At 73.4% G+C, this 17,008-nt stretch carries 13 protein-coding genes; 9 read left to right on the forward strand and 4 right to left on the reverse strand.

Features of this window, described 5'->3' with window-relative positions; all coding sequences use genetic code 11:
* The gene (gene glpK, locus CHC05_RS09655) at nt 1-1,458 is read left to right on the forward strand and encodes a glycerol kinase GlpK (RefSeq protein ID WP_218824494.1); all 1,458 of its coding nucleotides are present in this window, start codon (nt 1-3) and stop codon (nt 1,456-1,458) included.
* Here glpK and CHC05_RS09660 read toward each other — a convergent pair.
* Nucleotides 1,455-2,285 carry a phosphoribosylaminoimidazolesuccinocarboxamide synthase gene (locus CHC05_RS09660; RefSeq protein ID WP_089246926.1) on the reverse strand — a complete coding sequence of 277 codons (831 nt, stop codon included), beginning with the start codon at nt 2,283-2,285 and terminating at the stop codon, nt 1,455-1,457. The genes glpK and CHC05_RS09660 overlap by 4 nt on opposite strands.
* A gap of 88 nt (nt 2,286-2,373) precedes the next feature.
* Here CHC05_RS09660 and CHC05_RS09665 point away from each other — a divergent pair, with 88 nt between their 5' ends.
* Nucleotides 2,374-3,636, forward strand: a complete 1,263-nt coding sequence (locus tag CHC05_RS09665; RefSeq protein ID WP_179266107.1) for an ABC transporter substrate-binding protein — start codon at nt 2,374-2,376, stop codon at nt 3,634-3,636.
* On the opposite strand, the gene CHC05_RS09670 is transcribed toward CHC05_RS09665, so the two are convergent.
* A complete protein-coding gene (locus CHC05_RS09670; protein ID WP_089246930.1) occupies nt 3,633-3,884 on the reverse strand; it encodes a hypothetical protein in 252 nt (83 codons plus the stop codon). The genes CHC05_RS09665 and CHC05_RS09670 overlap by 4 nt on opposite strands.
* A gap of 148 nt (nt 3,885-4,032) precedes the next feature.
* On the opposite strand from CHC05_RS09670, the gene CHC05_RS09675 reads away from it, so the two are divergent.
* From CHC05_RS09675 to CHC05_RS09705, 7 genes are all read left to right on the forward strand, one after another.
* Nucleotides 4,033-7,053 (forward strand): FtsX-like permease family protein, encoded by a 3,021-nt coding sequence (locus CHC05_RS09675; protein WP_089246932.1) that lies wholly within the window; start codon nt 4,033-4,035, stop codon nt 7,051-7,053.
* A complete protein-coding gene (locus CHC05_RS09680; protein WP_089246934.1) occupies nt 7,050-10,100 on the forward strand; it encodes a hypothetical protein in 3,051 nt (1,016 codons plus the stop codon). The genes CHC05_RS09675 and CHC05_RS09680 overlap by 4 nt, the downstream gene beginning before the upstream one ends.
* Nucleotides 10,101-10,138: 38 nt before the next feature.
* Entirely contained in the window at nt 10,139-11,056 is a 918-nt protein-coding gene (locus CHC05_RS09685; protein ID WP_245870739.1) for an AAA family ATPase, read from the forward strand.
* Nucleotides 11,053-12,156, forward strand: a complete 1,104-nt coding sequence (locus CHC05_RS09690; RefSeq protein ID WP_089246936.1) for a vWA domain-containing protein — start codon at nt 11,053-11,055, stop codon at nt 12,154-12,156. Before CHC05_RS09685 ends, CHC05_RS09690 begins: the two co-directional genes overlap by 4 nt.
* Nucleotides 12,157-12,284: 128 nt before the next feature.
* Nucleotides 12,285-12,887 carry a (2Fe-2S)-binding protein gene (locus tag CHC05_RS09695; protein ID WP_089246938.1) on the forward strand — a complete coding sequence of 201 codons (603 nt, stop codon included), beginning with the start codon at nt 12,285-12,287 and terminating at the stop codon, nt 12,885-12,887.
* Between the two features lie 10 nt (nt 12,888-12,897).
* Nucleotides 12,898-15,258, forward strand: coding sequence for a xanthine dehydrogenase family protein molybdopterin-binding subunit (locus CHC05_RS09700; RefSeq protein WP_089246940.1), 2,361 nt, complete (start codon nt 12,898-12,900; stop codon nt 15,256-15,258).
* The gene (locus tag CHC05_RS09705; protein ID WP_089246942.1) at nt 15,255-16,100 is read left to right on the forward strand and encodes an FAD binding domain-containing protein; all 846 of its coding nucleotides are present in this window, start codon (nt 15,255-15,257) and stop codon (nt 16,098-16,100) included. The genes CHC05_RS09700 and CHC05_RS09705 overlap by 4 nt, the downstream gene beginning before the upstream one ends.
* A gap of 59 nt (nt 16,101-16,159) precedes the next feature.
* Here the strand turns inward: CHC05_RS09705 and CHC05_RS09710 are convergent, their stop codons facing one another.
* Together CHC05_RS09710 and CHC05_RS09715 are read right to left on the reverse strand one after the other, a co-directional pair.
* The gene (locus tag CHC05_RS09710) at nt 16,160-16,576 is read right to left on the reverse strand and encodes a VOC family protein (RefSeq protein WP_089246944.1); all 417 of its coding nucleotides are present in this window, start codon (nt 16,574-16,576) and stop codon (nt 16,160-16,162) included.
* A gap of 10 nt (nt 16,577-16,586) precedes the next feature.
* Complete coding sequence (locus tag CHC05_RS09715) at nt 16,587-16,970, reverse strand: helix-turn-helix transcriptional regulator (RefSeq protein ID WP_218824508.1); 384 nt, start codon at nt 16,968-16,970, stop codon at nt 16,587-16,589.
* Nucleotides 16,971-17,008 lie beyond the last annotated feature (38 nt).

The following is a 17,008-nucleotide window of genomic DNA, read 5'->3' on the forward strand; positions in this document are numbered from 1 at the left end:
ATGCCCTACGTCGCCGCGATCGATCAAGGCACTACCTCGTCCCGGTGCATCGTCTTCGACGAATCCGGCGGGATCGTCGGCACCGCGCGGCGCGAGCACCGGCAGCGCTACCCGCGCCCGGGCTGGGTCGAGCACGACGCCGCCGAGATCTGGGCCAACGTGCAGGCGGTGGTCGACGAGGCGACGGCCGGCTACGACGTCGCGGCCCTCGGCATCACCAACCAGCGCGAGACCACGGTCGTGTGGGACCGGGCCACCGGCGCGCCCGTGCACAACGCGATCGTCTGGCAGGACACCCGCACCGAGCCGATCCTTCGCACGCTGGCCGACCGGGAAGACGACATCAAGCGGATCACCGGGCTGCCGCTGGCCACCTACTTCGCCGGGCCGAAGCTGCGTTGGCTGCTCGACAACGTCGACGGGCTGCGCGACCGGGCGGGGCGCGGTGAGGTGCTGTTCGGCACCGTCGACAGCTGGCTGATCTGGAAGCTGACCGGCCGGCACGTCACCGACGTGACCAACGCGAGCCGCACGCTGCTGATGGACCTGCGCACCCTGGACTGGAACCCGGACCTGCTCGACGCGCTCGGCATACCGGCGGCGATGCTGCCCGAGATCCGCCCGTCGGCCGAGGTCTACGGGACCGTGCGGGGCGGCCGGATGGACGGCGTGCCCGTGGCCGGTGCGCTCGGTGACCAGCAGGCGGCGCTGTTCGGGCAGGCCTGCTTCCAGCCGGGCGAGGGCAAGTGCACCTACGGGACGGGCAGCTTCCTGCTGGTCAACACCGGCGCCACCCCGGTGGTGTCGAGCCACGGGCTGCTCACCACGGTCGGCTACCAGGTCGGTGCACAGCCACCGGCGTACGCGCTGGAAGGCTCGATCGCCGTCACCGGCGCGCTGGTCCAGTGGCTGCGCGACAACCTGGGTCTGATCGCCGGCGCCGACGAGATCGAGGCGCTGGCCGCGTCGGTCGCCGACAACGGCGGCTGCTACATCGTGCCGGCGTTCTCCGGGCTGTTCGCACCGCACTGGCGCGGCGACGCGCGGGGCGTGATCGCCGGGCTCACCGGCTACATCACCAAGGCCCACCTGGCCCGCGCCGCGCTGGAGGCCAGCGCCTGGCAGACCCGCGAGGTCGTCGAGGCCATGGACGCCGACACGGACGTGGCGCTGCGCCGGCTGCGGGTCGACGGCGGGATGACCGTCAACAACCTGCTCATGCAGTGCCTGTCCGACGTGCTCGACCTGCCGGTCGTCCGGCCGCGGGTCACGGAGACCACCTGCCTCGGCGCCGCCTACGCGGCCGGGCTGGCCGTCGGCTTCTGGCCCGATCTCGACGCGCTGCGCGCGCACTGGCGCCCGGACGCCCAGTGGGAGCCGACGATCGACAAGGCCCGCCGCGAGCGCGAGTGGACCCAGTGGCGCAAGGCCGTCGCGCGCACGCTGGACTGGGTCTAGAAGGCCTCGCCGGTCAGCCGCTCGTAGATGTCGATGTAGCGCGCCCGGGTCACCGCGACCACGTCGTCCGGCACCGGCGGCGGCGGTGACTTCTTGTCCCAGCCGCCGTCGGTCGCCCAGTCCCGCACGAACTGCTTGTCGAACGAGAACTGGACGCGCCCCGGCTCATAGTCGTCGGCCGGCCAGAACCGCGACGAGTCCGGCGTGAGCACCTCGTCGGCGAGCACCAGCGTGCCGTCGGGTCCACGACCGAGCTCGAGCTTGGTGTCCGCGATCAGCACGCCCCGCTCGGCGGCCAGGTCGGCGCCGCGCCGGTAGACGGCCATGGTGATGTCCCGGAGCTCCTCCGCCGTCTCCCGGCCGACCGTGTCGATCACCTGGTCGAACGAGATCGGCTCGTCGTGCGCGCCGGCCGGTGCCTTGGACGACGGCGTGAAGATCGGCTCGGCGAACTTCGCGGCCTCGACCAGCCCGGGCGGAAGGGCGATGCCGGAGACCGAGCCGGTCTGGTCGTACTCCCGCTTGCCCCCGCCCGTCAGGTAGCCCCGGGCGACGCACTCGACCGGCAGCATGTCGAGCCGGCGGACCCGGATCGCGCGCCCGGCGAACTCGGCCGGCACGTCGGTGGCCGAGACCACGTGGTTGGGCACGAGGTCGGCGAGCCGGTCGAACCACCACAGCGAGAGCCGGGTCAGGATCGCGCCCTTGTCCGGGATCGGTGTCGGGAGGATGACGTCGTAGATGGAGATCCGGTCGGAGGCGACCAGCAACAGCTCGTCGCCGTCGGCGTACACGTCACGGACCTTGCCCTGATGCACCAGCTCCACATTTTCAGTAGATCACGTGCAGTTGACACCGGTCGGGTACGGGCGGTGTAGTTGGTGGCCCCGAGACCGACCAGCCAGGAGCCCGTGCGTGCGCAGATTCCCCCGCCGGCCGGCGGTCGCGCTGCTCGCCACGTTCTGCCTCCTGGCGGGCGGCTGCTCGGCCGGCGACTCCGACGGCCGCACCGGCTCGGTCACGCTCTCGGTGTTCTGGTGGGGTGACCAGGGCCGGGCCGAGCGCACCGAGGCCGCGCTGAAGCTCTACTCGAACCGGCACCCCGGCACCACGTTCAAAGTCACCTGGCAGGGTGAGGCCGGCTACTACGACCGGCTGGCCACCCAGGGCGTCGGCGGCAACGCACCCGACATCTTCCAGATCGACGACAGCCGGCTCGTCGACTACGCGAGCCGGGGCCTGCTGCTCGACCTGAGCGAGCCGGTCGCCAGCGGCGAGATCGACGTGACCCGGTTCCCGCCGGGGCTGGCCGACTACGGCACCGTGGGCGGCAAGGTGGTCGGGGTGGCCGCCGGCGCCGAGACCTCGGCGCTGGTCTACAACCGGTCGCTGGTCAAGGAGCTCGGCGTGGCCGAGCCGAAGACCGGGATGACCTATCCGCAGCTCCTGGCCTGGGCGGCCCGCGTGACCCGGGAGAGCGGCGGCGAGGTCAGCGGCCTCGCGGACGCCTCCGGTGACCTGGACGCGTTCTGGATGTGGCTGCGGGCCCAGGGCCGCGAGCTCTACCAGGACGGCGGACCCGGCTTCGGCACCGAGGACGTGATGCGCTGGTTCACGCTCTGGCAGGAGGCGCGCTGGGACGACGCGACGCCGTCCACCGGCGGGCCGGACGGCCGACAGGCGCTGCTCGAAGGAAAGGTCGCGGCCGCGTTCAGCTCGTCGGGACAGTTCGCCGGTTGGCAGGACGGCACCGACGACCAACTCGCGCTGGTCGCCTGCCCGGGCGACACCCGCGGGCAGTGGGCGCGGGCCAACTACTACTGGGCCGGCTTCCGCGGCACCCGGGAGGCCGGCGCGGTGGCCGACGTGATCGACTTCCTGGCCAACGACCCGCAGGCGGGTCGCACGCTCGGCGACGACCGCGGCTTCGCACCGAACCTCGAGGTGCGCGAGTCCTATGCCGCGGACCTCGCCGAGGGACCGGCGCGCACCGCGCTCGCCTTCGAGAGCGCGATGAGTGCCCGGATCGGCCGGGCACCGGCGCCACCCCCACCGGCCCACGCCGAGCTGCGCACCTTGCTGGCCGCGTCGGCCGCCGCCGTGGCCGGCGAGAAGTCGACGCTCGACCAGGCGGCGGTCGACTTCGCCCGTAAATCGGCGACGGCGCTGGCGCGCTAGCGGCGCTTGCGGTTGCGGCTGATCAGGACCACCGCGAGCACGATGCCGCCGACGACGACCAGGCAGCAGAGCAGGCTGGCGACGCCGAAGATGCCGAAGCCACCGCGCCGGCGGCTGCGGGCCGCCTCGACCGCCACGTCGTAGGCCCCGGAGGTGCTGGCCCAGGCCATGGCGGGCACGAAGACGGCCAGCGAGACGGTGGTGATGACGGCGCCGACCCGGGCGAACCACTTACGGACGAGTTCCATGCAGCCATCCTGCGGTGCGCGCGCAAGTCCTGCCTACCCGGGGTAACGGGGCAGACAAGATCCGTCGATCGTGACAACCTCTCGGAACGGTGGCCGCGTCCACCATGCGGGCCTGCGCGCCGCAGCCGGGCCCGGGACGGGAGCGGGGATGTTCGGGCTGATCCTGCGGGCCATCGCCAGCCGGCGTGCCCCCTCGATCACCCTGTTCCTGCTCACGGTACTGTCCGCCGGTGCGGCCGCCGCCGCGCCGCAGTACATCGCCATGACCACCCGCGAGCTGGCCGCCGCGACGGCCGAGGCCGCGCCCGTCGACGCCCGCACGGTGACGCTGCGGCGCGACCTCGACCAGCGCGAGGTGCGCCCCGACTCGGTCGAGAACGCAGTGCGGGAGGTCAGCGACGCGATCGGCCTGCCGGAGCTGGCCGTACGCGGCACGTTCCAGGTCAACGGCTCCATCGTGGAGAACGGCCGCAGCACCAACCTGCTGCTCGCCTACCGCACCGGCTTCTGTGACCACGTCGTCCTCGCCGGCGCCTGCCCGAGCCGGCCGGGCGAGGTCGCGATCGACGAGGCGACGTCCCGGCGGTTCAAGGTCAAGGCGGGCGACCGGCTGGCGTACGCGCCCGGCTTCGAGAAGGAACCGTTCACGGTTTCGGCGGTCTATCGGATCACCGACCCGTTCTCCGACTACTGGGCCGCCTCGCGGCTGCCCATCGGCGGCACGCCCGTGTTGGCGCCGGTGCTGACCACGCCGGAGACCATCGTCGCCGCGAACCCGCAGTCCAGCACCCTGGTCGTCGACGCGGTGGGCGGGCGCGACCTCTTCGCGCACGTCGCGCCGCTGACCGTCCGCGACCGGATCGTCCGGGCCAACCCGGTGCTCGGCCAGCGGGGTTACGAGTCACAGACGCCGCTGCGGGTGCTCGCGGTGAACATCTACAACAGCCAGCTCGACATCGTGTACGCGGTGCCGATCAGCCTGGTCGAACTGCTCGCCTTCTGCTGGATCGCGCTGTTCCTCGCGGTGCGCCACGGCGCGTTGGAGCGCCACCGCGACATCGGCCTGCTCAAGCTGCGCGGCACCGCCCAACCGCGGATCCTGACGCTCACCCTGGGCCAGAGCGGCGTGCCGATGCTCGCCGGCGGGCTGGCCGGGCTGGCGGCGGCGATCCCACTGCGGGCCGGCGGCGGCATCGCGAACGCCTCGGCCTCGACCACCGACCTGCTGTCCGTCGGCGCGGCAGTGGTGACCGTGCTCGGTGCGATCCTGGCCGCCGCGATCGCCGAGCGGCGCGCGCTGGCCGCGCCCGTCGCGCTGCTGATGCGCGCCGTGCCGCCGCGCCGGTCCGGCTGGCGCTACGGCGCCGTCGACGGGGTCCTGGTCATCCTCGCCCTGGCCTGCGCTTACGAGGCCTGGTCGTACGCCAGCCGTGACCCGGTGCAGGGCGTCGCGCAGCAGAGCACCTGGCTGGCCCTGCTCGCCCCGGCACTGCTGGCGTTCGCCCTCGGCGTGGTGCTGGCCCGGCTCGTCGGTCCGGCGGCCGCCGAAGTGGGCCGGCGGGCCCTGCGCACCGGCCGGCTCGGCGTCGCGTTCACCGCCACGGAGCTCGCCCGCCGGCCGGCCGTGCCCCGGCTGACCGCGCTGCTGACGGCGGCGGTCACCCTGTTCTGTGTCGCGGTGACCACATCGGACACCACCGCCCGGTCCGGCGAGGAGCGGGCGGCCACCGAGATCGGCGCCGACCGGGTGCTGCGGGTGTCGGCCCCGAACCGGGCTACCCTGCTCGCGGCGACCCGCGCGATCGACCCGCAGGGTCGCTTCCTGATGGCCGTCGTCTCGTCGCCCAGGGTGGGCGTGCTGGCCGTCGACGCGACCCGGCTCGCCGCGGTCGCGCGCTGGCGGGGCGAATACGGCGGCACCGATGTCGCCGCCGTGGCCGCCCGGCTGCGTCCGCCACTGCCGGAGCCGCTGACCGTCACGGGCTCCGAACTGACGCTGACGGCGACCGCGCTCCGCGGCGGCGCCACCGTGCTGGCCATCCTCCAGGCCGCCGACGGCGCGGAGGTCGAGGTCGACTTCGGGCTGGTCACCGGCGGGCGCACCGACTACCGCCAGCCGGCACAGGGCTGCGCGGCCGGCTGCCGGCTGGTCTCGTTCGAGATCCTCGGAGTGGGCACGCTTCCCGAAGGTGCGGGCCCGCCGGGGGAACCGCCACCGGAATATCCCGCGCCCGACGCGGTGCGGTTCTCGGCGCTGCGGGGCACGGGCGGCGGGATCGACACACCGGTGTTCGCCGACCGGGCCCGCTGGCGCACCCCGAACGGTCTCGGCCAGGTCGCCGCGGCGCTGTCGGTGACGCCGGAGGGCCTGGTGGTCACGCCCGACAATCCGGTCAACAGCGACCCGATGGTGCTCGTCGACGAGAGCCCCGAACGGCTGCCCGCCATCGCCGCCGGCGTCAAGGGTGCCGAGTTCTCCGCCGCCGACCCGCACCTGCAGGCGTTTCCGGGCAACGCGATTCCGGTCGCCGTGGCCGGTGCCGCGCACGCGGTGCCGATCGTCGGCCGGGACGCGATGCTGATCGACCTGGAGACCGCCGACGCGATGACCGGCGACCTCGGCGGTGGGGAGTCGCTGCAGGTGTGGGCGACCGACGCCGCGCCGGCCGACCTCGTCGACCGGCTCGCGGAGCACCACGTGGAGACCTACGGCAGTGGCACCATCGCGGAGCTGGCCGACCGCTACGCCCGCCAGGCCCCGCCGTCGACCATCCGGTTCCAGCTCGTCGCCGCCGCGCTGATGGTGCTGTTGGCGGCGGGCGCGCTCGGCGTGATCGTGGCGGTCGAACGCCGGCCGCGCGGCGCCGAGCTCGCGGCGCTGCGCCAGCAGGGGCTCACGGCCCGCACCGCGCGGCGGGCGATGTTCGGCGGCTACCTCGTCGTGGCCGCCGTCGCGCTCGTCGCCGGGCTGGTGGCCGCGGTGCCGGCCCGCACGATCCTGGCGGCGCCGCTGTCCGTCTTCCCGGATCGCTGGGACGTGCTGCCGGCACCCGCCGCGCTGCGCCCCGGCCCGCTGTTCCTCGCGGCGGCCGCGGCCGCTGTGGTGTTCGCCCTGGTCGTGCTGCTGGCTTCCGGCCGGCCACGGCGCGACGGTGGGGAGTCGACATGATCGGCGTGATCGTCGACCTGCTCCGGGCCGCCCGGCGCCGCACCGGCGTGCTGGTGCTGCTCGGCGCGCTGCCGGTGGCCGCGGCGGTCGCCGGCCCGGCCTACATCGACGCGGCGCAGCGGACGATCGTGGCCGACGAGGTGGCCGCGGCCAAGCCCAACGAGACGGTGCTGAGCTTCGTGCCGACCCTGACGGAGGGCGACCTCGGCGACGTCTTCGAGCGGGTCGGCGCCACCGAGTTCGCCACACCGGGGTTCGACCTCCACTTCGGCACGGCGTTCGACGTCGCGCCGCGCGACCTCAACCTCGCGTGGAAGCTGTCGTACCGGGACGAGGTCTGCGCGCACGTGACGCTCGACGCCGGGCGGTGCCCGACCGGCCGCGGCGAGGTGATGATCGGCTTCCAGTCCGCCACCCAGCTCGGTGCCGGGGTCGGCGACGCCATCTCGTTCCGCCAGTCGAGGTTCGACTCCGTCGAGGGCGCACCCCAGGTCGTGCGGCTGGGCAAGGCGGCGCCGCTGTCGATCGTCGGTGTCTACCGGCCGACCGACCCCACCGAGGCGTTCTGGGGACCGGTGCCGCCGTTCCCGCCCGGCCTGTTCACCGACCCCAGGGTGGTCACGAACGCCACGTTCAGCCAGGTCGGCGTCGAGCCGATCTACACCTCCCGGGCCACGACGAAGCTCTACGACAAGCTGGAGGTCAACGAGTCGCAGGTGTACGACCTGGTCGCCGATCCTGACCAGCTCACGCTCGACTGGGTCGACCACTATCCGGCGGAGGTGGCCCGGATGACGGCCGCGGCGGCCGGGATCAGATCGGGTTTCGTCGTTGGCACCGACCCGCTGGTGAAGCGGATCGAGCAGAGCCGGGCCGCGGTCACCTCGCTCGTGCCGTGGCTGGCCATGACGGTCGTGCCGCTGTGCTGGTTCGTGATATTCCTGGCCGCCGCGTCCGGGGCGGAGAGCCGGCGCACCGAGTTGGGCCAGGTCGCGGTGCGGGGCCTGCCCCTGCCGTACCGGTGGTGGCTCGCCGCCGGTCCGGATGCCATCGCGGTGGTGGCCGGCGCCCCGCTCGGGTGGCTGGCCGGCCAGGTCGTCGGCAGCTACGCCGTGCCTGGCGGCGACGTCGACCTGAGCCTGGGCTCCGCGCTGCGCCGCTTCGCCGCGGTGGCGGTCGTCGGTGCCGTGCTGGCCGTCGTGCTGGCCTACCGACCGGTGGTCACCGGACGCGCCATCGACCTGGTGCGCAAGGTGACCCGCCAGGGCGGGGCCTGGCGGTCGGTCACTGTCGACGCCATGGTGGTCGCGCTGGCCGCGTTCGCGGTGGTCGAGGCGCGCGCGGTCGAAGGACCGGTCCGGGGCGGCCTCGCGACCCTCGCACCTGTGCTGGTGATCCTGGCCGGCGCCCTGCTCGTCGGCCGGCTGCTGGCTCCGGCCGCGCGCCGGGCGGGCCGCCGGGCGTTGGCCGCGGGCCGGCTGGCCGGCGCGTTGAGCGGCGTCGAGCTGTCCCGCCGAACGGCGCCCCGGCGAGCGGTGACCCTCGCCGTGCTCGGCGCCGCGCTGCTCTGTTTCACCGTGCTGGCGGTCGACGCGGGCGACGCCGCCCGGGCCCAGCGCGCCGGCATCGAGCTCGGCGCCGCCCGGGTGCTCGACGTCAACCAGGTCAGCGGGGGCACGCTGCGCGCGGCGGTACGCGCGGCCGACCCCGACGGACGCTGGGCGATGGGCGCGGTCGCCATCCCCGCGACCGGCTCCGGGCCGCCGACCGTGGCGGCCGACACCGAGCGGCTCGCGACGGTCGCCTGGCCCGGCTCGGTGCCGGCGGACCTCCTGCACCGCCTACGACCCGCGGTGGCGCCGTCCGTCCGGGTGACCGGCAACCGGATCCAGGTGGACGCGACCGTGGTGATGCCCACGTTCGACCCGACCCGCGACACGTTCCGCGAAGGTTCCGAGCCCGAGCTGTGGATCGTCGTGCAGCCGCCCGGCGAGGGTGAGCGCACGGTGCCGCTCGGCGACCTCCAGTTCGGTCGGCATCGCTACACCGGCAACCTGCCCGAGTGCGGGGTCGGGTGCCGGCTGGTCGCCCTGGAGGCCCAGCCGGTGCCGGTGGCGCTCGAGCTGACGGTGCACGAGATCAGCCAGCTCCAGCCCGACCAGGTGGTGGCCGGTGCGGGTCTGCTCGACGACCCGGCACGCTGGCGGGCGACGACCGAGGACCGGAACACGGCGACAGCGCCGAAGCTGACCACCGGGGCCGGCACGATCACCGTCGAGATGGCGCCCAGTAACTCGGCCCAGCGGCTGGTGGTGGCGGACGTGACCGAGGTCCTGCCGATCCTGCGGACCACGTCCAACATCGCCCGGGAGACCGACACCGGCTGGGCGATCGCGTCGCCCGGCCACAGCGACCCCGTGCCCGCGACCGCGGTCGGCGCGCTGTCGACGCTGCCCGGCGTCGGCGGCTCCGGCACGCTGGTCGACCTCGACTATCTCGACCGCGCCGCGCCGATGGGCGCCGGCGCCCGGCCGCAGGTCTGGGTCGGCCCCGACGCACCCGCCGACGCGGTCTCCCGGCTGGGCGACGCGGGCCTGATCGTGCTCGGCGAGACCGTGGCGGCCGACCGGGCGGCCTACGAGGACCGGGCCGGCGCCGCGCTGGCCGCCCGCTACGAGCTGGTGACGGCCGCCTTCGCCGTCCTGCTGGTGCTGCTGGGCCTGGGTCTGGTCGCGGCGGTCGAGCGCGCCGACCGCTCGGCCCGGGGCCGCGTGTTGCGGGCCCAGGGGGTGGCGGCGCGGACGTTGCGCGCGTCCGCCCGGTTGCTGGACCTCTGGCCCGTCCTGCTCGGCGTGCTGCTGGGGCCGCTGCTCGCCCTGACGGCCTGGGCGCTCGCCCGGTCGGCCACCCCGGTGTTCCTCGACGCCGGCTGGCCGATGGCGCTGCCGATCCTGCCCGACCCGGTGACGCTCGGGCTCGTCTGGGCCGGCTGCGCACTGCTGCTCCTGGTCGCGCTGGCCGGGCTGCGCCGCCGGACGCGATTTTGACGATCACGGATGCCGCACGCATGGCATAGGTTGACGACGTGACGACCTCGCTGCCCGACTCCCCCGGCGCTCTGGCCGACAAGCTGGCGTCCACGGGTTACCTCGCCGACGAAGGTCTCGCGACCGCCGGCTTTCTCGCCATGAAGCTCGGGCGTCCGCTGTTCCTCGAGGGCGAGGCCGGCGTGGGCAAGACCTCGTTCGCGCAGGCGCTGGCGGCCGCGACCGGGGCCACCTTCGTCCGGCTCCAGTGCTACGAGGGGCTCGACGCGGCGCAGGCGCTCTACGACTGGGACTTCCCCCGGCAGATCCTGCACCTGCGGGCCGCCGAGGCGGCCGCGACCGCGGCCGCCACCGCCACCGGCGCGCCGGTCGACGCCGCCGCGATCGAGGCCGGCCTCTACGACCGGCGGTTCCTGATCGCCCGTCCGCTGCTGCGGGCGCTGGAGAGCAGCCCGTGTGTGCTGCTGGTCGACGAGGTCGACCGGGCTGACGACGAGTTCGAGGCGTTCCTGCTGGAGGTGCTCGCGGAGGCCGCGATCACGGTGCCCGAGCTCGGCCGGATCGCCGCCGAGACGCCGCCGCTCACCGTGCTGACCAGCAACCGCACGCGCGAGGTGCACGACGCGCTCAAGCGCCGCTGCCTCTATCACTGGGTCGAGCACCCGGGCTTCGACCGGGAGGTGGCGATCCTGCGGGAGCGGCTGCCGGAGGTCACCGAGCGACTCGCCGCGGAGGTCGCGACCGCGGCGGGCCGGATGCGCGAGCTCGATCTGATCAAGCCGCCCGGCGTGGCCGAGTCGATCGACTGGGCCGGCGCGCTGGTCGCGCTGGGAGCACGGTCCCTCGACCCGGAGCTCGCTGCGGCCACGCTCGGCGCGGTCCTCAAGTACCGCGAGGACGTCACCCGGGTCCGGGCCAACGGTCTCGACAACCTACTGGTTGCCGGCAGGCAATGACCCTCGACGTGACCGCGCTGCTGGTCGGGTTCGCGCGGACGCTCCGGCACGCCGGCGTCGACGCCGGCCCCGACCGGGTGCAGACGACGGTGCGCGCGGTCGACGCCCTCGGCGAGGTGACGGCGACCAGCATCTACTGGGCCGGCCGGCAGACGCTCTGCGCCGAGCCGGACGACCTGGCGATCTACGACGCGGCATTCGTCGCGTACTTCGGCGGGCACCGACCGGCCGGCGGGACGATCATGAACCCGACGCCGACGCCGCCCAGCATCGCGGCGCCCTACACGTCGGGTCCGCCGGGCGAGTCCACCGACGACGAGTCGTTGGTCCTCGGCCTGTCGGCCAGCGCCGTCGAGATCCTCCGCCAGCGCGACTTCGCCCTGCTCACCCCGCTCGAACGCGACGAGGTGCGGCGGCTGCTGGCGCTGCTGGGGCCCCAGACCGCGCTGCGCCGCAGCCGGCGGCGCCGCCCGGCCGGCGGTGGCGACATCGATCCGACCCGGACGGTCCGCGCGGCGCTGCGGCACGGCGGCGAGCCGACCCGGTTGGCCCGCCGGCGCCGGAGCCACCGCCCCCGGCGCCTCGTGCTGCTGGTCGACGTGTCCGGCTCGATGAGCCCGTACGCGGACGCGCTGCTGCGTTTCGCACACGCCGCCGTGCGCCGGCGCCCGACCGGCACCGAGGTGTTCACGCTCGGCACCCGGCTGACCCGGGTCACCCGCGCGCTGCGCCACCGGGACCCGGACGCGGCCCTGCACGCCGCCTCGGTCGCCATCCCCGACTGGCACGGCGGAACCCGCCTGGCCGACGCGCTCAAGGCCTTCCTGGACCGTTGGGGGCAGCGCGGCACCGCCCGGGGCGCGGTCGTCGTGGTGTTCAGCGACGGTTGGGAGCGGGGCGACCCCGCCGCGCTGGCCGCCCAGACACACCGGCTGGGCCGGCTCGCGTACCGGCTGGTCTGGGTCAACCCGCACCGCGGCAAGGCGGGCTTCGCGCCGCTGGCCGGCGGGATGGCAGCGGCTTTGCCCCATCTCGACGATTTCGTCGCGGGCCACACCCTCGAAGCGCTCGACGAACTCGTGCGGGTCATCGCGAAATAGCGTGGTCCATTTCACACCCAGCTCTTGCGGTGTCGCTCATGAAGAGCTTGGCTGAGGTCAACCGAACCCCGCAGTTGAGCATGCGTGCCGGCCCCCACCGGCCGCAGTGGAGCAAGCCGGGAGGCTTGATGACCCGGGTATCGATCAAGGTCGACGGTGTCGACTACGAGGACGACGTCGAACCACGCACCCTGCTCGTCCATCACCTACGCGAGAGTCTCGGCAAGGTCGGCACCGTCGTCGGTTGCGACACCAGCAACTGTGGCGCGTGCACCGTGCTGATGAGCGACGCCGACGGGCACCAGCAGGGCGTCAAGAGTTGTGCCGTCCTGGCCGTACAGGCCGCCGACCGCGAGATCACCACCATCGAAGGGCTGTCCGGCCCCGACAACACACTGCACCCCGTCCAACGGGCGTTCCACGAAGCGCACGGCCTGCAATGCGGGTTCTGCACGCCGGGCATGATCATGGCCGCGGTCGACCTGCTGCGGGAGAACTCCGACCCCAGCGAGCAGGAGATCCGCGAAGGCCTGGAAGGCAACCTCTGCCGGTGCACGGGCTACCAGAACATCGTCCGGGCGGTACGCGCGGCGAGCGAGGAGATCCGGCACGGCAGGGCCGAGGCCGAGCCGGCCCCACCGTCGCAACTGGCCGGTGAGGACCAGACGCCCGACTCGGGCCTGCCCCGCCAGAGCGTGCCCGACGAGACCATCCCGCAGCCGGTGCCGTGAGGGAGAACCGATGACCACCACCGAGATCGGCAGCCCCCGGCGGCGCAAGGAAGACGCCCGGCTGATCACCGGGCGCACCACGTGGACGGAAAACGTCACCCTGCCCGGCATGCTGCACCTGGCGATCCTGCGCAGCCCGCTGGCGCACGCCCGGATCACCAGCATCGACGTGTCACCGGCGCTGGAGACCAAGGGCGTGGTCGCCGCGTTCTCCGGGCGCGACGTGGCCGACGTGCAGGGCTCGCTGCCCTGCGCCTGGCCGGTCACCGAAGACATGGTGCACCCCGACCGGCCGCCCATCGCGGTCGACGAGGTGCGCTTCATGGGCGAGGCGGTGGCCGTGGTCGCCGCCCGGTCGCGGGCGGCGGCGCTGGACGCCATCGCCGCGATCGAGGTCGACTACGAGCCGCTGCCCGCGGTGCTCGACATGGAGCAGGCGATCGCCGAGGGCGCCGACCTGGTCCACGCCGGCAAGGGCACCAACAAGGGCTACACCTGGGTGTTCGACTCGGCCGAGGCGGGCACCGGCGGCGACGCCGGAGCCGCGATCGACGACGCCGAGGTGGTCATCCGCCGCCGCTACGTGCAGCAGCGGCTGATTCCCGCGTTCATGGAGCCCCGCAGCGTGGTCGTCGACCCGACCGGCGACGTCTACACGATGTGGTCGGCCACCCAGATCCCGCACATCCTGCGTTTCCTGCTCGCCGTGGTGACCGGCACTCCGGAGCACAAGGTCCGGGTGATCGCGCCCGACGTCGGTGGCGGCTTCGGCGGCAAGCTGCAGGTCACGCCCGAGGAGCTGATCGCGTTCGTCGCGGCCAAGCGGCTCGGCAAGCCGGTGAAATACACGGAGTCCCGCTCCGAGAGCCTGGTCTCGGCCCACCACGGCCGCGACGTGATCCAGGACATCGAGCTGGCCGCCCGGCGCGACGGCACCGTCACCGGGCTGCGGGTCAAGCTGCTGGCCAACATGGGCGCCTACATGGGCCTGGTCGGTCCGGGCGTGCCGATCCTGGGCGCGTTCATGTACAACGCGATCTACAAGTTCCCCGCGTACCGCTTCGAATGCAGTGGGGTCTTCACCAACACCACGATCACCGACGCCTACCGCGGCGCCGGCCGGCCCGAGGCCACGTACGCGATCGAACGGATCATGGATGAGCTCGCCGTCGAGCTCGGCCTGGACCCGCTGGAGGTGCGTTCGCGCAACTGGATCAACGCCGACGAGTTCCCGTTCACGACCGTGTGCGGGCTGGCGTACGACTCGGGTGACTACGCGAAGGCCACCGACCGGGCCAAGGAGCTCTTCGGGTACGACGAGCTGCGCCAGGAGCAGCAGGCCCGGCGCGACAGCGGCGACAGCGTGCAGCTCGGCATCGGCATCTCGACCTACACCGAGATGTGCGGCCTCGCGCCGTCCCGGGTGCTCGGCGCGCTGCGCTACGGCGCCGGCGGTTGGGAGACGGCGAGCGTACGCATGCTGCCCACCGGCCGGGTCGAGGTGGTCACCGGCACGTCGCCGCACGGCCAGGGGCACGAGACGGCGTGGAGCCAGATCGTCGCCGACCAGCTCGGCGTCGCCTTCGACGACGTCGAGGTGCTGCACGGCGACACCCGCACCTCCTACAAGGGGCTCGACACCTACGGCTCGCGGTCGCTCGCGGTCGGCGGCATCGCGCTCTACAACGCCTGTCAGAAGGTGATCGAGAACGCGAAGCCGATCGCGGCGCACATGCTCGAGTGCGACCCGGCCGACCTCGAGTTCACCGGCGGCCAGTTCCGCGTGCGCGGCAACCCGGACGGCGGCAAGTCGCTGGCCGACTGTGCGCTGGCCGTGTTCGCGGCACACGACCTGCCCGACGGCATCGAGCCGACGCTCGACGCCGACGCGGTCTACGACCCGGTCAACTTCTCGTTCCCGCACGGCACCCACCTGTGCGCGACGGAGGTCGACACCGAGACCGGCAGCGTGACGATCCGCAAATACGTCGCGGTCGACGACATCGGCCGGGTGATCAACCCGCTGATCGTCGACGGGCAGGTGCACGGTGGCATCGCGCAGGGCATCGCACAGGCCCTCTTCGAGGAGGCCGTGTACGACGCCGACGGCAACCTGATGACCGGCACGTTCGTCGACTACACGCTGCCGACGGCGGCCGACCTGCCGGCGTTCGTCACCGACCGCACCGAGAGCCCGGCACCCGACCATCCACTGGGCACGAAGGGCGTCGGTGAGGCGGGCACCATCGCCTCGACACCGGCGGTCGTCAACGCGATCGTCGACGCGCTGCGCCCGATGGGTGTCAACGACATCGCGATGCCGTGCACGCCGGAGCGGGTCTGGCGCGCCGTCCAGGGAGGTGCGGCATGATCCCACCGTCGTTCGACTACGCCGCGCCGACCACGGTCGACGAGGCGGTCGGGGTTTTGGCGGAGGCCGGCGAGGACGCCAAGGTGATCGCCGGCGGGCAGAGCCTGATCCCGTTGCTGCGGATGCGGTTCGCGGCGCCGAGCACGCTGGTCGACCTCGGCGGCATCGCGTCGTTGCGGGAGGTCCGCGACGACGGCGACGCGCTGGTCATCGGCGCGATGGTCACCCACGCCGCCGTGCTCCGCGACCCGCTGGTCAACGAGCACCTGCCGCTGCTCGTGTCGGCCACCGAGACGGTGGCCGACCGGCAGGTGCGCCACCGCGGCACGTTCGCGGGCTCGCTGGCCCACGCCGACCCGGCCGGCGACCTGCCGGCGGTGGCGTTGGTGCTCGGCGCCTCGATGGAGATCGCCGGCCCCGGCGGCCGGCGGGTCGTGCCGGCGAGCGAGTTCTTCGTCGACTACCTGACCAGCGCCGTCGCGGCCGACGAGGTGCTGGTCTCGGTGCGGGTGCCGAAGCAGGGCGCCTGGGTCGGCAGCTACCAGAAGTTCAACCGCGTCGCGCAGGGCTGGGCCCTGGTCGGCGTGGCCGCCATGGTCCGGCGGGAGAACGGCTCGATCGCCGAGGCCCGGGTCGGATTGACCAACATGGCCTCGACGCCGCTGCGGGCGACCGCGACGGAACAGGCGCTGGCCGGCGCCGACAGCCGCGAGGCGATCGGCGCCGCGGCGGCCCGGGTGGCCGAGGGCACCAACCCGAGCGACGACCTGCTGGGCAGCGCCGACTACCGGCGCCACCTGGCCGGCGTACTCACGAAGCGGGCCGTGGCCGGTCTCGTTTGATCGCTTTGCTCTGCTTCCATATACGCATCGATGCGTATATGGAAGCAGAGCAAGCGGAATCACCCACGTCGTTGGCTGAAGCGGACCATGTTGCCCGACGGGTCGCGGAACGCGCAGTCGCGCACCCCGTAGGGCTGGTCGATCGGCTCCTGCAGCACCTCGGCGCCGGACCCGCGGATCTTCTCGAACGCCGCGTCGCAGTCGTCGGTGTCGAAGATCAACGCACTCAGGGCGCCCTTGGCCATCAATTCCCGCAGCGCCGGCTGGTCGGCGGGCGCCTTCGAGGCGATCGTGTCCAGCCCGATCTCGATGCCGGGCTGGCCCGGCGCGCCGACGGTGAGCCAGCGCCAGGGCATGCCCCAGTCGGTCATGTCGACGTCGTTGCGCACCTCGAGCCCCAGCACGTCGCGATAGAACGCGAGCGTCTTCTCCTGGTCGTCGACGGTGACGAAGCAGTGCGAAAGCGAAAGGTTCATGCCACTGACGCTAGGCCCGGGCGGCGGCGGAGCGCTTCTCCGTTCGTGCTCGAGTCGGCCGCGTCAGCCGTTGGGCGAAGCAGGCCGGCACCGCCGCCAGCGGAGCGTGGTCCCGGGCCTTGTACGCCGACGGGCTCTGGCCGACGAGCTCGGTGAACCGGGCGCTGAACGAGCCGAGCGAGGTGGCACCGACCGCGACGCAGACTTCGGTGACCGACAGGTCCCCGCGCCGGAGCAACGCCTGGGCGCGCTCGATCCGCCGGGTCATCAGGTACTGGTACGGCGACTCACCGAACGCCGCGCGGAACTGCCGGGAGAAGTGCGACGGCGACATCAGGGCCGCTCGTGCGAGCGCCGGCACGTCGAGCGGGCGCGCGTACTCCCGGTCGATCATGTCCCGGGAGCGGCGCAGGTGCACCAGCTCTTCCGGGT

The organism is Asanoa hainanensis (assembly GCF_900188485.1).
Classification (GTDB): Bacteria; Actinomycetota; Actinomycetes; order Mycobacteriales; family Micromonosporaceae; genus Asanoa; species Asanoa hainanensis.